The organism is Rhizorhapis sp. SPR117, assembly GCF_021742065.1.
In genome coordinates, this window is sequence record NZ_JAKKIE010000025.1 from 1 (window position 1) to 14,224 (window position 14,224).

Genomic DNA, 14,224 nt, shown 5'->3' on the forward strand with positions numbered 1-14,224 from the left:
CTGGACCGGCATTCCCACAGAAACGGCTTCAGCCCCTCCACTTGATCCTACCGGCATCAGCCGGTCAGTCATTCAGCGGGTCGCGTCCTTGTCATCCCTGGCTGATGTCGGGAACGCCGTTAACAATGAACACGGATCTCTCGTTGGTCCTGCCGTCGGGTTGTGTATCTGGTCTCGCACTCCGACACGGGATTTGGAGCGGTTCGTGCGAGTAGGCAGATATGTCCTGTGCACAGCCGAACCCCACACGGCTGAGTAAAGGACTTGCCTACGACCTTCCCTGAGCCGGCGACAGCATTCCCCACAGTGCTGTCTCCGGCTCAGGCGACATTCCGCCGCCTTATAGAATGGCCGTTCGGGGCAGTGGTGATTGGACTTTGTCGCGCCGCGTACTACATGCCTTGCCATGCCACCTGAACCACCAGCCGACGATCAGCCCATTCCGCCCGTATTGGCGACGTTGCGGCGTTTCCTGAAATATCTATGGCCCGCCGATGCTCCTGCGCTGCGCCGCCGGGTGGTTGTGGCGCTGGTCTTTGTGCTGTTGGGCAAGGCAGTCAGTCTCGTCATGCCCTTTGCGTATAAGGGGGTCATCGATCGGATGACGCCGGGGATGGAACCTGCCGTTGGACTGGCAATCGCCCTGGTCGTGGCCTATGCAGGCGCGCGTTTCGCGTCCGTCATGTTCGACAATGTCCGCAACGTCGCCTTTGAACGGGTGGGGCAGGAGGCGACGCGGCGCCTGACCGAGCATCTGTTCGGCCATCTTCACCAGCTTTCTCTCCGTTTTCACCTCAATCGCAAGACGGGCGCAGTCACCAAGATCATTGAACGGGGAACCAAGAGCATCGATGTCATGCTCTATTTTCTGCTGTTCAATATCGCCCCCACAATCATTGAACTGGCGGCGGTTTGCGTTATTTTCTTCCTCAAATTCGGCGCTGGCATAGTGGGCCTGACGCTGGTGATGGTCGTGCTGTACATCTGGTTCACCAGGACCGTCACCGAATGGCGGACGAAGCTGCGCCGCGATATGGTCGATCTGGATACGACGGCATATGCCCATGCCGTCGACTCGCTGTTGAATTTCGAAACCGTGAAATATTTCAATGCGGAGGCGCGGGAACAGGCGCGGTTCAGCAAGGCGGTTCGCACCTATGCCGATGCGGCGGTCAAGAGCGAAAACAGTCTGGCGCTGCTGAATGTCGGGCAGGCGCTGATTACCAACCTGATGATGGCTGGAGCCATGGGCTATACCGTTTGGGGCTGGAGCCGGAACATGTTCACCACAGGTGACGTCGTGCTGGTGAATACGCTGTTGGCGCAACTGTTCCGTCCGCTCGATATGCTTGGCATGGTCTATCGCAACATTCGTCAGGGTCTGATCGACATGGAGGCGATGTTCGCCCTGATCGACACGCCGACTGACATTGCCGATGCACCCGATGCGCCGCTTTTGCACGTGGAGGCGGGCGAGGTGCGCTTTGAAAATGTACATTTCGGCTACAGCGCCGATCGACAGATCCTCCATGGCCTCGACATTCATATTCCGTCGGGCCGGACGCTTGCCATTGTCGGTCCATCCGGCGCGGGAAAATCGACCATCGCTCGCCTGTTGTTCCGATTTTATGATGTTCAGAGCGGGCGGATTTTGATCGATGGACAAGATATATCAAAGGTGACGCAAGCCTCCCTGCGTGAACAGATCGGCATCGTTCCGCAGGATACCGTGCTGTTCAATGACACCATTGGTTACAATGTCGCTTATGGCCGTGCGGAAGCAAGCGAGGATGAGATTGAGGCCGCCATGCGCGGCGCGGCGATCGCAGGCTTCGTCCATGCCATGCCGCAGGGCCTGAACACGCGCGTTGGCGAACGGGGGTTGAAGCTGTCAGGTGGAGAAAAGCAGCGCGTGGCCATTGCCCGGACGCTGCTCAAGAACCCGCCGATCCTGATTCTCGATGAAGCGACCAGCGCGCTCGATAGCCGAACCGAGGCGGACATTCAGGCAACGCTGAGCACCATAGCCCAGCGGCGCACCACAATCATCATCGCGCACCGTCTTTCCACGGTCGTGGATGCGGACGAGATTATTGTGCTGGATGCGGGAAAGGTTGCCGAACGCGGAAGTCATACTGCACTGATGGCGCGTGGCGGACTGTATGCTGCAATGTGGGCGCGTCAGGCGTCCGAGCGGGAGATGGAGGAAGTCTGAGGGGCTTTCCTCTAGCCGCCGCCATAGCGGTTGGCCAGCATCGCCCACGCGGCCCGCAGGCCCAGCGCCTCACCACCTTTGGGACGTCCGGGTTTGGCGACGGGGCGCCAGGCAAAAGTGTCGAAGTGCGCCCATTTTGTACCCTCCGGCACAAATTTCTGCAGGAAAAGCGCGGCGGTAGTCGCACCGGCAAAGCCATTTTCGGCTGCGTTGTTGATGTCGGCAATATCCGATTTCAGCATGTCGGCATAGGCGGCCCAAAGCGGCAGTCGCCACACCGGATCGTCGATTTCGTCGCCCTCTTTCAAAAGCGCTTGTGCCAGATCATCATCATTGGCGAAAAGAGCGGGGATGTCCGGCCCCAATGCCGCCCGCGCCGCGCCGGTCAATGTTGCGAAATCGAGGATGAGCTCTGGGCTGTCCTCTCCCGCTTTTGTCAGTGCGTCGGCAAGCACGAGCCGGCCTTCCGCATCGGTATTGCCGATTTCAACGGTCAATCCGTTGCGGCTGGTCAATATGTCGCCGGGGCGAAAAGCGTTGCCACCGATCGCGTTCTCAACCGCAGGGATGAGCAGGTGAAGATGGACGGGCAACCGTGCGGCCATGACCAGTCGCGCCAGCGCCAGCGCGTGCGCCGCGCCGCCCATGTCCTTTTTCATCAAACGCATGCCCGATGATGGCTTGATGTCCAGGCCGCCACTGTCAAAGCAGACGCCCTTGCCGACAATGGCGATTTTCGGGTTTTTGGCATTGCCCCAGGTCATTTCGATAAGGCGTGGCGCAAAATCCTTACCCGCTGCCCGCCCTACGGCATGAATCATGGGATAACCGGTCTCCAGATCATCGCCGCGCGTTACCGTGATTTTTGCATGAAATTCCTTGGCAGTCGCTTCTGTCGCGGCCTGCAGGTCGGATGGTCCCATGTCGGCGGTAGGCGTATTTACAAGGTCGCGGACAAGCGCTGTCGCCTGGGCCAGACGGACAGTTTCCTCGATCTTGCCGACTTCGTTGGTGAGCAGGATGCGTGGTCCCGTGCGGCTATCCGGCCTGCGATAGCGTTCGAAACGATATTGTGCGGTCAGCCAGCCGAACATGGCAGGTCCGGGCTGATGGTGCTCGATCCGGTACGTTCCTTCGGGCAGGGCTTCGGCGGCCTTGGCAAGGCACCAACTCGACAGTGAATTGACATTGGCGACACCTATGACCACCGACCATATATCGGGTTTTTCGTCCGGCAGTATGGCCAGCTCATATCCTTTGCCCGCAAATTTTTGCGCAGCGACCGCAGCGCGGCGGCGTTCGGACTGGTCCTTCAACCAGTTATCGAATGTCTTGCTGTCGACAAGGTGGATGGAGCGGGCGGCTTGCCCGGTGTCGGGCTTTATCAGATCGGAATAGTCGGTCATGTACGGAACCCTATTATAAAGGGCGGTTAGGGGGAATCCCTGATTTCTGATATGGTTGATTCCTGTCACGACAGGGTGGGGTGAAGCGACCGGTTTTCCCTTTATCGTGGAAACCTTCCCCTGCTCGAACGTTAATGAAATGTCCTATGCCATCGATGGAGGGGATTATGAATATCACAGAGAACAAGGCTGATCGCGCGATGCGAGACAGAGCCTTCGCCTTGGCCGACAGCGCCAGGTTCACCACGGTTCTGGAGATTGAAAGGGCCTTGATCAGCGAAGGATGGCCCAATGCCGCCCGGGCGATGCAAAGTGAAATATTCCGTCAGGCACTGCACGATCGATGCAATACGGCGGCTAAGAGCGAAGCCTGACTGTCAGGTTGTTCCTTCGGGCGAGGCCGGACAGGCCAAAGTAAAATGCACCTGGCCGCCTCGCCCATTGCGTGAGTTCAGAACGTAAAGCGCGTGCTCACCCGGAAATCCCGCCCGCTCAGAGGCGCAAAATCCTTCAGGAAGCTTGCGTGCCGCCGCGCTTCTACGTCAAAGATATTGTTGGCCGATAGCACCACGCTTGTTCCATTCCCGGCAAAAGGATTGAAGGACAGCGAGGCATTCACCAGCGTATAGTCGTTGGTGCGTGTTTCGTTCAGCGCAATGCGTTTCTGGTCGAAGACATGCTCTACCTCTATCCGGCCCTGAAGCCGTTCGCTCTGCGCCTCCAGTCCGCCCAGAAGGCGCAGCGGCGGGATGCGCGGCGCCGCGCCAACGCCGGTGATGCGGGCATGGGTATAATCTCCCAAAGCATCAGCGTTGATGGTATAATCACCCAGTTGCGCAAGCTTGACCGATGCCTCGGCTTCAAATCCGTAATAACGCGCTTTGCCCTGATAATATTGGAAGACAGGCAGGTCGTCTTCGACCGCGCCGGTCCGCACGTCGTAAATATAATTGTCGAACCAGCTATGATAGGCGGATGCGCTGACATGATAGCCATCGCCTGAACCGCGCAGGGTCGCTTCCAGTCCCCAGTTCTTTTCCAGCTTCAGGTCAGGATCGCCTATCTCAAATGCCTGCGTTCCGGCGTGCGGCCCGTTGGCGAACAGTTCCTCGGCTGCCGGTGCGCGCTGGCTATGCGATCCATTCACGCCGATGCGCCAGCCATCAGCCAGTGTATAGCTGGCGCCAATCGAGCCTGAAACCGCATCGAATGTGCGGCGATAGGCGGGATTGCCGATATCAGCATCCGCATCCGCATTGACGATGCTATGTTCGATCCTGGCCCCTGCTTCAGCCCGCAGTTTGCCGAAATCGACAGATTGCAAAGTGAAAAGTCCATATTGTTGCGTTGCGTTCTTGGGCAGGAACTTCTCATCGCCAACGACATGGAAATCTCGCATCAGCATCTGTGCACCAATCGCGCCCTGCCAGCCGCCATGTTTTTGCTGCACCAGTTCCAGCCGGGATTCGAGGCCCTGACTATAGAATGTGGTGCCGACTGCGCCGGTGTCTTCCAGTTCGCTATGCTGATAATCGGCAAAGCCCGCACGGAAACGAATCTTGTCCAGGAAACTGCCGCCGGTATCGACTTCGCCGCGGACATCCGCGCGCGTTTGTTTCATGTCGAGCCGCACCTGTTCGGCCTCGACATTGGGGTCGAGCGAATAGCGGACAGGCACGCCGTAAAGGCTGTCGAAATGGCTGACCGAAAAGCCCAGATTGCCTGTGTCGGTGATCAGCGCGACGCCGCCCGCCACGTCCCATGTCCGCCCCGCGCTGTTGGGCAGCTTGCCTTTCAGATCGGCCAGCGCCGCAATATCGGGATCGCTGCTTGCCGCTGCCTGCGCGCGTAGGTCGGGCGTCAATATATAACTGCCGGTATCGAGGTCGCCGCTCTTGGTATAGGTGCCGTCGACATGAAATACGATCTTGCCGCCCACAGGCGCATCGACCGCAGCAGAGACTGAACGTTCATTGGCGGCGCTGCCATAGGTCGCCATGCCGTCGATATGAACTGGCTCATCGGGAATGCGACGCGGAATGCGACTATCGACCACATTGACCACGCCGCCGATAGCTGCCGATCCGAACATCAGCGCCGATGGGCCGCGCAGGACCTCGATCCGGTCCGCGGTCAACGGGTTGATGACGACGGCATGGTCGACCGATGTATTGGAAACGTCGAAACTGCCAATGCCATCTGTTAGCACCCGCACCCGCTCACCCTGAAAACCGCGGAGTACAGGACGGGAGGCATTGGGACCAAAGGATGTCGCCGACACGCCCGGCTGACTGGTCAGCGTATCGCCAATGGTGGTTTTCAGGTTGCGAACCAGGTCAGTGCCGGTCAGCACGGATGTGCCCGACAAAATGTCCTCCTGGTTCCGCTGAAAAGCGCCGGTAACGACAATTTCCTTTGGAACTTCCGCATGATAATCGCGTCGCTGTGGAGCAGGATCGCTCTGCGCATGGGCAGATGGCGCGAACAGCAGCAAAGCAGAACCGGTAAGCAGGAGATGTTTTGGCATATGAGCAGCAACCTTGAATTTCATGAGGTGACAGGCTTCATAAATTTAATGTTACAACATATCAATAGAGGTAAATAGATTATTTTGACGTAGTTTGCCGTCCGCTCATCGGAGGGATCGGTTTGAACATGAAGGGAATGTCCCGCAGCGGTACAGCCGGCGTGTTAACCACCTTTCCCACTAGCCTAAATCGTTAAAAATCCGTTAACACTTCTTTCATGAAACGAAGATTTGTCCTGACCACCGAAGCCGCGCGTCACCCGTTTCGGCAAAGCCTGCCGATGCAAGTGTTCGTGGTGGACCCCAAGAGCAGACGGAAGTCGGACGATCAGGACTGGAAGCTGTTCATGCTCAGCTTTTCCGCCTTTTTCACGGTGTTTTACACATTCATATTGTGAAACAGGTGCCGCCGCATCGACCTTAGTCGCAGGCGCAATGGAGTTTCCAGGCAAGCCATGCCGATGCAAGGCACATAGCCGCCACCAGCAACAATGCGCCTGTCACCGAAAGTCCGGCATTGGTCGCGGCGAGGATCGCCAAGGCGCCGATGGTCATGGCGCCTGAATTAACCACATTATTGGCGGCCACAGTCCGTGCGGTTTCACCTTTGCTGACGGTGGTGGTGAGGAAGGCATAAAGCGGTACCACGAACATGCCGCCACTGATCGCTATGCCCAGCAATGCTGTCACCACATGCCATGCGCCGGGATGGGCAATGAAGGTAGAAACGTCGTAATACTGCCCCGACGGCGCACCAGCCCAGCTATGTGCCATAATATAAAGATACAGAATGAATCCCCCCATTGCCAGGACCGAGGCGGGACCGAATTTCGCCGATACATTACCCCGTAGCAGCCGGTTGATCGCCACTGATCCGATGGCCACGCCAATGGAGAAAATGGCAAGGAAAAGACTGGCGACTTCCTTGCTGGCAGTGAAGACATTTTTCACCAATGGCGGAAAGATGATGATGAGGATGGAACCGATCATCCAGAAAAAGCTGATGGCGCAGATGGCGAGGAACAGCCGGGGAATATGCATGGTGATGCTGATCAGCCGCCAGGACGATCGCAGCGGATTATGGTCGATCTTTATAGGGTCACCCACTGGCGGGGCGGGGGGGACCTGTCGTCCGCAATAATAGCCGGCGATGGCGATGCACATGACGGTCGCGGCAGTAACTTCGGCATTCATCCATCCCGCCGCAATGGTGCCAGCCAGGATGGCGAGATAGGTTCCCGCTTCGACGAGGCCCGTACCGCCCAGCACTTCATCCTCTTTCAGATGCTGAGGCAGGATGGCGTATTTGATCGGGCCAAAAAAAGTGGAATGCACACCCATGGCCAACACGGCGACGAGCATCAGCGGGATATTCTTCAGCATCAGGCCAATCGATCCCACTGCCATGATTCCGATTTCCGCTATCTTTACGATGCGGATGATGCGCGCCTTGTCCATGCTGTCGGCAAGCTGACCCGACAGGGCCGAGAGGATGAAGAAGGGCAGGATGAACAGGCCGGTCGAAAGCGCGTTGAAATTGGATTCCATGCGCGGATCGCTGTAGATGGTGTAGGTGGCGAACAGCACCATCGCCGTCTTGAACAGATTGTCGTTAAACGCGCCCAAAAACTGCGTGCCGAAAATTGGCAGGAACCTTCGCTTGCCAAGAAGCCTAAGGGATACCTGCATATTGGGGCTGTTCTCGTTGTTGCGACGAAGGGTGCGGGGCCGCATGTAGCCAAAAGCATCGTCGGGGCCAACAGAATTTATACCTGTCAGCGATATTCACGGCATGCATTTCCATCGGCGGAGAAAAAGACTATGCCGAACGAAAGACTATGCTGACCTTACCCAACATATTGACCCTATCCCGAATCTTTGCGGTTCCCCTCTTGATGGGGCTGCTCTGGTTCCCGCAATGGCAGACAGGGTATGCCTTTGCGTTCGCGCTATATTGTCTGATGGGCATCACCGATTATTTCGACGGCTATCTGGCGCGCGCAAACGGTGCGGTGTCGAAAATGGGCGTTTTTCTTGACCCCATTGCCGACAAGATCATGGTGGCGGCGGTCATCGTCATGCTGGCGGCTACACGCGATATAGCGGGCATTCACATCATCGCGGCCATCATCATATTGCTGCGCGAAATCGCCGTGTCTGGCTTGCGGGAATTCCTGGCCGAATTACGGGTGTCGATGCCGGTGTCGAATCTTGCCAAATGGAAAACGACTTTCCAGCTCATTGCCCTCGGCGCATTGATTCTCGCGGGTGCATTGCCGCATTTTGCCTTCATTAAACTGACGGGCCTTACGACATTGTGGGCCGCCGCTATCCTGACGTTGATTACCGGGTGGGACTATCTGCGCGTTGGCATCAAGCATATGGACTGACAGTGACAGGCAGGATCGACATTCTCTATTTCGCCTGGGTGCGTGAACAAATTGGTTCAGGTGGCGAAACCATCGACCACCCGGGCAAAGAGGTGCTGGTGCGGGATATTGTCGCGATGCTGGCTGCACGTGGCGGTGGTTATGCGGAGGCGTTGGCCGATCCGACTCGATTGCGCGCCGCACTGGATCAAAATTTTGTTTCGACCGATACACCGATTGGCGATGCACGGGAGCTGGCGATCTTTCCGCCGGTAACAGGCGGATGATCAGCGTTTCTGTCCAGAACGAAGATTTCGATCCAGGCCGGGAGCAGACCGCGCTGGAGAAGAGCGGCGGCGGCGCAGTGGCGAGTTTTACCGGCCTTGTTCGGGGCGATGGCGGTCTTGTCGAACTGCATCTTGACCATTATCCGGCGATGACACAGACGCAGCTTGAAACTCTGGCAAACGAAGCCGCGACGCGCTGGTCGCTATTGGGCGTCAGAATCATCCACCGTGTCGGGCCGCTGACACCGGGCGACCGCATCGTTTTTGTCGCAACGGCGGCGCGGCATCGGCAGGCGGCGCTGGAAAGCTGTGCGTTCCTGATCGATTGGCTAAAGACCAGTGCGCCATTCTGGAAACGCGAACGTTACGCTGACGGGCGCACAAACTGGGTCGAAGCGCGTGGGGAAGACGATGCGCGCGCGGCGCGCTGGCGCACAAGCGAAAGTTGATTTCTAAAGCGCTCCATCGGTATCAAGCGCATAGCCTGCCGAACGCACGGTGCGGATGATGTCGTGGGCGCCGTTGACGTTAATGGCCTTGCGCAAGCGGCGGATGTGGACATCCACGGTGCGCAGTTCGATATCGCTGTCCTGACCCCATACGCTGTCGAGCAGTCGCTCACGGGAAAAGACCCAGCCCGGATGCTCCAGAAAATGCTTGAGCAGGCGGAATTCTGTGGGGCCAAGCGGGACCATGGAACCGCTGCGGCGTACCTTGTGCCCTACCGTATCCATTTCAATATCGGCAAAACTCAGCGTTTCGCCTGCCAGTGCCGGACGTACACGGCGGAGTACCGCACCGACCCGCGCGACCAGTTCGCGTGGAGAAAAGGGCTTGGTCACATAATCGTCCGCGCCGGTTTCAAGGCCGCGGACGCGGTCTTCCTCTTCGCCGCGCGCGGTCAGCATGATGATCGGCACATTCGCGGTTTCGGTCATCCGGCGCAGGCGGCGGCAGACCTCTATGCCGGACAGGCTTTCGACCATCCAGTCGAGCAGGACGATGTCAGGCGTGTTTTCCTGCGCCAACAACAGCGCCTCTTCACCATCGACCGTATGGGAGACTTCGAAATCTTCCCGTTTGAAGTGCCAGATGAGCAATTCCGCAAGGGCGGCATCATCCTCCACCAACAACATTTTCGCACGTGCCATATGATTATCCTTCGTGCGGTTCCGATGGATTTTCGCCGCGTTCCCGCTCAGGCAAATGTTGGCCGGTGGCGGCGAAATAAACCATTTCGGCGATATTGGTCGCATGATCACCAATGCGTTCAATATTCTTGGCGATGAACAGCAGATGGGCCGATTCTGAAATATGCCGCGGGTTTTCCATCATATAGGTGACGAGTGTGCGAAAAATGCTGTTGTAGAAGTCGTCGACCACCTTGTCCCGATGGCAGACCGCATCGGCCAGATCGGCATCGCGCGCGGCAAAGGCGTTGAGTACGTCATGGACCATTTCGCTGGCGACCTGCGCCATGGAGGGCAGCAACGAACTGGGCTGTATGCCGCTATTTTCCGTAACCAGCGGAACCCGTTTTGCGATGTTCTTGGCATAATCGCCAATGCGTTCGATAATGCCGACGATCTTTAGAGCGGCCACGACCTCACGCAGATCGTCCGCCATCGGCGCACGAAGGGCGATGGTCTGGACGGCGAGCTTTTCGATTTCCGTTTCCATCTCGTCGATTTTGCGGTCGTTTTCCACCACATGCGCGGCAAGTTCCAGATCCCTGCGGGTCAGAGCGGTCATCGCTTCCGAAATGGCGGCTTCAGCGCGTCCGCCCATTTCGGAAATCAGGCCGCGCAGCTTGTCGATGTCGTCGTCAAAAGCCTTGACGGTATGTTCGTTACCAAGAGCCATGACTTTGTTCCTTCTCGTTCACTTCAACCATAGCGGCCAGTGATGTAATCCTTCGTCCGTTCCTGACGTGGATTGGTGAATATGTCGGATGTTACGCCATATTCCACAAGCGTTCCCAAATGGAAAAAGGCGGTGCGTTGCGACACGCGAGCGGCCTGCTGCATATTGTGGGTTACGATGACGATGGCGTAATTGCCGCGCAGTTCGTGGATCAATTCCTCGATCTTGGCGGTGGCGATAGGGTCCAGGGCAGAGCATGGCTCATCCATCAGGATGACTTCAGGCTCTACCGCAATCGCGCGGCCGATGCACAGCCGCTGTTGCTGGCCGCCAGACAATGCGGTGCCACTTTCATGCAGCCGGTCCTTGACTTCTTCCCACAAGCCCGCCCGCCGCAGGGACTTTTCGACAATGACCTCCAGATCGGCCTTTGAGTTGGCAAGGCCATGGATACGCGGACCATAAGCGACATTTTCAAAGATCGATTTGGGAAAGGGGTTGGGCTTTTGAAATACCATGCCGACACGTGCGCGCAATTGCACCACGTCCATGGATGAAGCGTAGATATTTTCTCCATCAAGCGTGATTTCGCCTTCCACGCGGGCACTGGCGACGGTGTCGTTCATGCGGTTCAATGTCCGCAGGAACGTTGATTTACCGCAACCGGAGGGGCCGATGAAGGCCGTCACATTCTCCATGTCCACATCGATGGACACATCGTTGATGGCCTGTTTGTCCCCGTAATAGACGTTCACATTTCGCGCTGTCATCTTCGATTTTTGAAGAACCGGGGCGTCGTTGGTTTTGATCATATGCATGTCACCAGCGCTTTTCGAATTTGTTGCGGAGATAAATGGCAAACCCGTTCATGGCGAGCAGGAAAGCAAGCAGGACAATGATGGCGGCAGAGGTTTTTTCGACAAAACCCTTGCTGACCTCATCCGACCAGAGGAAAATCTGCACGGGAAGCACTGTGGCCGGGTCCATAATACCACCGGGAGGCGTGGCTATGAAGGCGCGCATGCCGATCATCAACAGCGGCGCGGTTTCACCCAGCGCGCGTGCCATGCCGATGATCGTGCCGGTCAATATCCCCGGTAATGCCAGCGGCAGAACATGGTGGAACACCACTTGAACGGGGCTTGCGCCCACGCCCAACGCTGCGTCGCGTATCGAAGGTGGGACAGACTTGATGGCGTTGCGTCCGGCGATGACGATGACCGGCATGGTCATCAACGCCAGCGTCAATCCGCCGACCAGCGCCGCGGAGCGCGGAAAATGGAGGATGTTGAGGAAAATGGCGAGGCCGAGCAGACCGAAGATGATGGATGGCACCGCTGCCAGATTGTTGATCGATACTTCGATCAGATCGGTCCACCGGTTACGGGGCGCATATTCCTCCAGATAGAGCGCGGAAAGCACCCCCACCGGAAAGCTGAGCACCAAGGTTACCAGCATCGTCAGCAGCGACCCCTTGAACGCACCCCATATACCGACCTGAGTTGGATCGGTGGCGTCGCTTTCGGTCAGAAAACCGGTATTGAACTCGGTCGAAACAAGGCCTTGAGCCTTTAATTTCTTATAGGCGGCTTCCGCATCAGCGCTGCTATCGCCCTTTGCGGCGCGATCTATTTCCGTGGCAGCAGGGACTGCAATGGTGACCGCCTGCGTCAATATTGCTGGATCGGCCTTGATCGCCTTACGCAGTTCGAGCCAGCTGTTGGGCGAAATCAGCCTGTCCCAATCATCCCCCAGGGCCTTCTTTGCCGCATGTGCCGTGACCGCAGGCAGATTGGCATTGGACAGGATGCGATCGGCATTTCCATCCTTGAGCATCGCGGGATCGATCATCACCGGCGCTGTGCGAAAATCAACGGGCAGTTGCACATTGGTCTGGGTAAAGCCGCGCGCGCCATTGCCAATCATGGTGATCAACAGAAAGGCGAGGAAACCAGCCGATAGCAATACGGCCACCAGCCCAAGCAGACGGAACCGCCGTTCAGCAGCATAACGGCTGCGGATGCGTTGCTGCATCGGTTGGGCTGCCCAGTCGGTGGGCGTGCGCGTTTCGGCAACCGTGGGACTGGGAATGGGAGCGCGGTCGAGTGCCATGTCAGTCATAGGCCTCCCGGTATTTTTTGACGACGCGCAGGGCGACGATGTTGAGCAGCAGCGTGACGATGAACAGCACCAGCCCAAGGGCGAAAGCGGCGAGCGTTTTGGGGCTGTCAAATTCCTGATCCCCCGTGAGCAACTGCACGATTTGCGTGGTAACCGTCGTGACGCTGGCGAAGGGGTTGAGAGTCATGTTGGCGGCAAGGCCCGCGGCCATCACCACGATCATCGTTTCGCCGATTGCCCGGCTGACGGCCAGAAGAACGCCGCCGACCACGCCGGGAAGTGCTGCGGGGATCAATACGCGCTTGATCGTCTCACTGGTCGTTGCGCCCATGGCAAGTGAACCATCACGCATGGATTGCGGCACGGCAGCGATGCTGTCGTCGGCCATGGAACTGACAAAGGGAATGATCATGATGCCCATAACAAGACCGGCGGCCAGCGCGCTTTCGGATGATGCGCCGCTGATACCGATGGAAACGGCGAAGTCGCGTAGCGCGGGCGCAATGGTCAGGGCGGCGAAATAGCCATAAACCACCGTCGGCACCCCGGCGAGCATTTCCAGTGTCGGTTTCATCCACTTGCGCACAACAGGTTTCGCATATTGGGTCAGGTAAATGGCGCTCATCAGGCCCAGTGGGATGGCCACGATCATGGCGATGATCGCCCCGATGAAGACGGTGCCCCAAAAGAGCGGAAGCGCGCCAAAGGCATTTTTATGGCCAAAACCCATGGCTGCCGATTGTGGGCTCCAATTGGTTCCGAACAAGAAGTCGATTGGCGAAACCGTGCTGAAAAACCGTCCGGATTCGAACAATAAGGAGGCGACAATGCCGACCGTCGTGACGATGGCGATCAGCGAGGCAAGAAGCAGCGTCATCATCACCAGCCGTTCAACCCTGGTCCGGGCGCGGAAATCGGGTCGGATGCGGGTAAAGGCATAGGCGCCCCCGGCAAAGGCGAGGATCAGCGCCAGAAATACCTTGCCCGAATTATAGCGCGCCTGCGCCTGTTCATAGAGCGGAACGAAGGCCTGAGCCTGCGGATTGAAGGCGGTCGCCTGCCTGCCGGTGGCGAGATTGCGCGCTTCCGACAGGATCGCGCCGCGTGCGAAGGAATCCTGCGGCAATTCCGACGCGGCGGGGTCCGCCAGTACCGCCTGGGTGACAAGGCCGGGCGACACGTTGCTCCATACGGCCAGGAACAGGAATGCGGGCAAAACCGTCCACAGCGCCACATACCAGCCATGATGGCCGGGCAGGCTGTGCAGCCGCACAGTTCCTCCGACCCGCAAACGAGCAGCCTTGGCGCGCGCACTGATCCAGGCGATCAGGCCAAGGCCGATGACGAGCAATAGGATGGCAGGGCCGGTCACGCGACGTTTATCCCCCGGTTGAAACGATTAATATCATGTCCGGCACGCCCGCCCCTATGGGTGG

14 protein-coding genes are annotated in these 14,224 nt (G+C 57.9%); 6 read left to right on the forward strand and 8 right to left on the reverse strand.

All coding sequences use genetic code 11. The features are described 5' to 3' along the window. Positions 1–406 precede the first annotated feature (406 nt). Complete coding sequence (locus L3X40_RS11050; RefSeq protein ID WP_237365702.1) at positions 407–2,215, forward strand: ABCB family ABC transporter ATP-binding protein/permease; 1,809 nt, start codon at positions 407–409, stop codon at positions 2,213–2,215. Between the two features lie 11 nt (positions 2,216–2,226). On the opposite strand, the gene L3X40_RS11055 is transcribed toward L3X40_RS11050, so the two are convergent. Then, complete coding sequence (locus tag L3X40_RS11055) at positions 2,227–3,621, reverse strand: leucyl aminopeptidase family protein (RefSeq protein WP_237365703.1); 1,395 nt, start codon at positions 3,619–3,621, stop codon at positions 2,227–2,229. Between the two features lie 167 nt (positions 3,622–3,788). On the opposite strand from L3X40_RS11055, the gene L3X40_RS11060 reads away from it, so the two are divergent. Then, entirely contained in the window at positions 3,789–3,995 is a 207-nt protein-coding gene (locus L3X40_RS11060) for a hypothetical protein (RefSeq protein ID WP_237365704.1), read from the forward strand. A 77-nt stretch (positions 3,996–4,072) separates the two neighbouring features. Here the strand turns inward: L3X40_RS11060 and L3X40_RS11065 are convergent, their stop codons facing one another. Continuing rightward, positions 4,073–6,148 (reverse strand): TonB-dependent receptor, encoded by a 2,076-nt coding sequence (locus tag L3X40_RS11065; RefSeq protein WP_237365705.1) that lies wholly within the window; start codon positions 6,146–6,148, stop codon positions 4,073–4,075. Between the two features lie 218 nt (positions 6,149–6,366). Between L3X40_RS11065 and L3X40_RS11070 the strand changes: the two genes are divergently transcribed. Then, complete coding sequence (locus L3X40_RS11070; protein WP_237365706.1) at positions 6,367–6,546, forward strand: hypothetical protein; 180 nt, start codon at positions 6,367–6,369, stop codon at positions 6,544–6,546. A 22-nt stretch (positions 6,547–6,568) separates the two neighbouring features. Here L3X40_RS11070 and L3X40_RS11075 read toward each other — a convergent pair whose 3' ends face one another. After that, entirely contained in the window at positions 6,569–7,837 is a 1,269-nt protein-coding gene (locus L3X40_RS11075; protein WP_237365707.1) for an MFS transporter, read from the reverse strand. 149 nt (positions 7,838–7,986) lie between these two features. Between L3X40_RS11075 and pgsA the strand changes: the two genes are divergently transcribed. Genes pgsA through L3X40_RS11090 form a run of 3 tightly spaced genes read left to right on the forward strand, consistent with a single transcriptional unit; the run spans position 7,987 to position 9,253 of the window. Continuing rightward, complete coding sequence (gene pgsA, locus L3X40_RS11080) at positions 7,987–8,538, forward strand: CDP-diacylglycerol--glycerol-3-phosphate 3-phosphatidyltransferase (protein WP_237365708.1); 552 nt, start codon at positions 7,987–7,989, stop codon at positions 8,536–8,538. A gap of 2 nt (positions 8,539–8,540) precedes the next feature. Beyond that, positions 8,541–8,804, forward strand: coding sequence for a molybdopterin converting factor subunit 1 (gene moaD / locus L3X40_RS11085; protein WP_237365709.1), 264 nt, complete (start codon positions 8,541–8,543; stop codon positions 8,802–8,804). Then, the gene (locus tag L3X40_RS11090; protein WP_237365710.1) at positions 8,801–9,253 is read left to right on the forward strand and encodes a molybdenum cofactor biosynthesis protein MoaE; all 453 of its coding nucleotides are present in this window, start codon (positions 8,801–8,803) and stop codon (positions 9,251–9,253) included. Before moaD ends, L3X40_RS11090 begins: the two co-directional genes overlap by 4 nt. A gap of 3 nt (positions 9,254–9,256) precedes the next feature. Here L3X40_RS11090 and phoB read toward each other — a convergent pair whose 3' ends face one another. Genes phoB through pstC form a run of 5 tightly spaced genes read right to left on the reverse strand, consistent with a single transcriptional unit; the run spans position 9,257 to position 14,160 of the window. Further along, complete coding sequence (phoB, locus tag L3X40_RS11095; protein ID WP_237365711.1) at positions 9,257–9,955, reverse strand: phosphate regulon transcriptional regulator PhoB; 699 nt, start codon at positions 9,953–9,955, stop codon at positions 9,257–9,259. A 4-nt stretch (positions 9,956–9,959) separates the two neighbouring features. After that, positions 9,960–10,667, reverse strand: coding sequence for a phosphate signaling complex protein PhoU (gene phoU, locus L3X40_RS11100; protein WP_237365712.1), 708 nt, complete (start codon positions 10,665–10,667; stop codon positions 9,960–9,962). A gap of 23 nt (positions 10,668–10,690) precedes the next feature. Further along, positions 10,691–11,479 carry a phosphate ABC transporter ATP-binding protein PstB gene (gene pstB / locus L3X40_RS11105; RefSeq protein ID WP_237365713.1) on the reverse strand — a complete coding sequence of 263 codons (789 nt, stop codon included), beginning with the start codon at positions 11,477–11,479 and terminating at the stop codon, positions 10,691–10,693. A gap of 7 nt (positions 11,480–11,486) precedes the next feature. After that, positions 11,487–12,788, reverse strand: coding sequence for a phosphate ABC transporter permease PstA (gene pstA / locus L3X40_RS11110; protein WP_237365714.1), 1,302 nt, complete (start codon positions 12,786–12,788; stop codon positions 11,487–11,489). Continuing rightward, a complete protein-coding gene (pstC, locus tag L3X40_RS11115; protein WP_237365715.1) occupies positions 12,781–14,160 on the reverse strand; it encodes a phosphate ABC transporter permease subunit PstC in 1,380 nt (459 codons plus the stop codon). Before pstC ends, pstA begins: the two co-directional genes overlap by 8 nt. Positions 14,161–14,224: the final 64 nt, after the last annotated feature.

What these genes read in the sequence shown, in the direction of transcription:
- L3X40_RS11050 (WP_237365702.1), top strand. Translation starts at nt 407, where the DNA reads ATGCCACCTGAACCACCAGCCGACGATCAGCCCATTCCGCCCGTATTG.
- L3X40_RS11055 (WP_237365703.1), bottom strand. Translation starts at nt 3,621, where the DNA reads ATGACCGACTATTCCGATCTGATAAAGCCCGACACCGGGCAAGCCGCC.
- L3X40_RS11060 (WP_237365704.1), top strand. Translation starts at nt 3,789, where the DNA reads ATGAATATCACAGAGAACAAGGCTGATCGCGCGATGCGAGACAGAGCC.
- L3X40_RS11065 (WP_237365705.1), bottom strand. Translation starts at nt 6,148, where the DNA reads ATGCCAAAACATCTCCTGCTTACCGGTTCTGCTTTGCTGCTGTTCGCG.
- L3X40_RS11070 (WP_237365706.1), top strand. Translation starts at nt 6,367, where the DNA reads ATGAAACGAAGATTTGTCCTGACCACCGAAGCCGCGCGTCACCCGTTT.
- L3X40_RS11075 (WP_237365707.1), bottom strand. Translation starts at nt 7,837, where the DNA reads ATGCAGGTATCCCTTAGGCTTCTTGGCAAGCGAAGGTTCCTGCCAATT.
- pgsA (WP_237365708.1), top strand. Translation starts at nt 7,987, where the DNA reads ATGCTGACCTTACCCAACATATTGACCCTATCCCGAATCTTTGCGGTT.
- L3X40_RS11090 (WP_237365710.1), top strand. Translation starts at nt 8,801, where the DNA reads ATGATCAGCGTTTCTGTCCAGAACGAAGATTTCGATCCAGGCCGGGAG.
- phoB (WP_237365711.1), bottom strand. Translation starts at nt 9,955, where the DNA reads ATGGCACGTGCGAAAATGTTGTTGGTGGAGGATGATGCCGCCCTTGCG.
- phoU (WP_237365712.1), bottom strand. Translation starts at nt 10,667, where the DNA reads ATGGCTCTTGGTAACGAACATACCGTCAAGGCTTTTGACGACGACATC.
- pstB (WP_237365713.1), bottom strand. Translation starts at nt 11,479, where the DNA reads ATGATCAAAACCAACGACGCCCCGGTTCTTCAAAAATCGAAGATGACA.
- pstA (WP_237365714.1), bottom strand. Translation starts at nt 12,788, where the DNA reads ATGACTGACATGGCACTCGACCGCGCTCCCATTCCCAGTCCCACGGTT.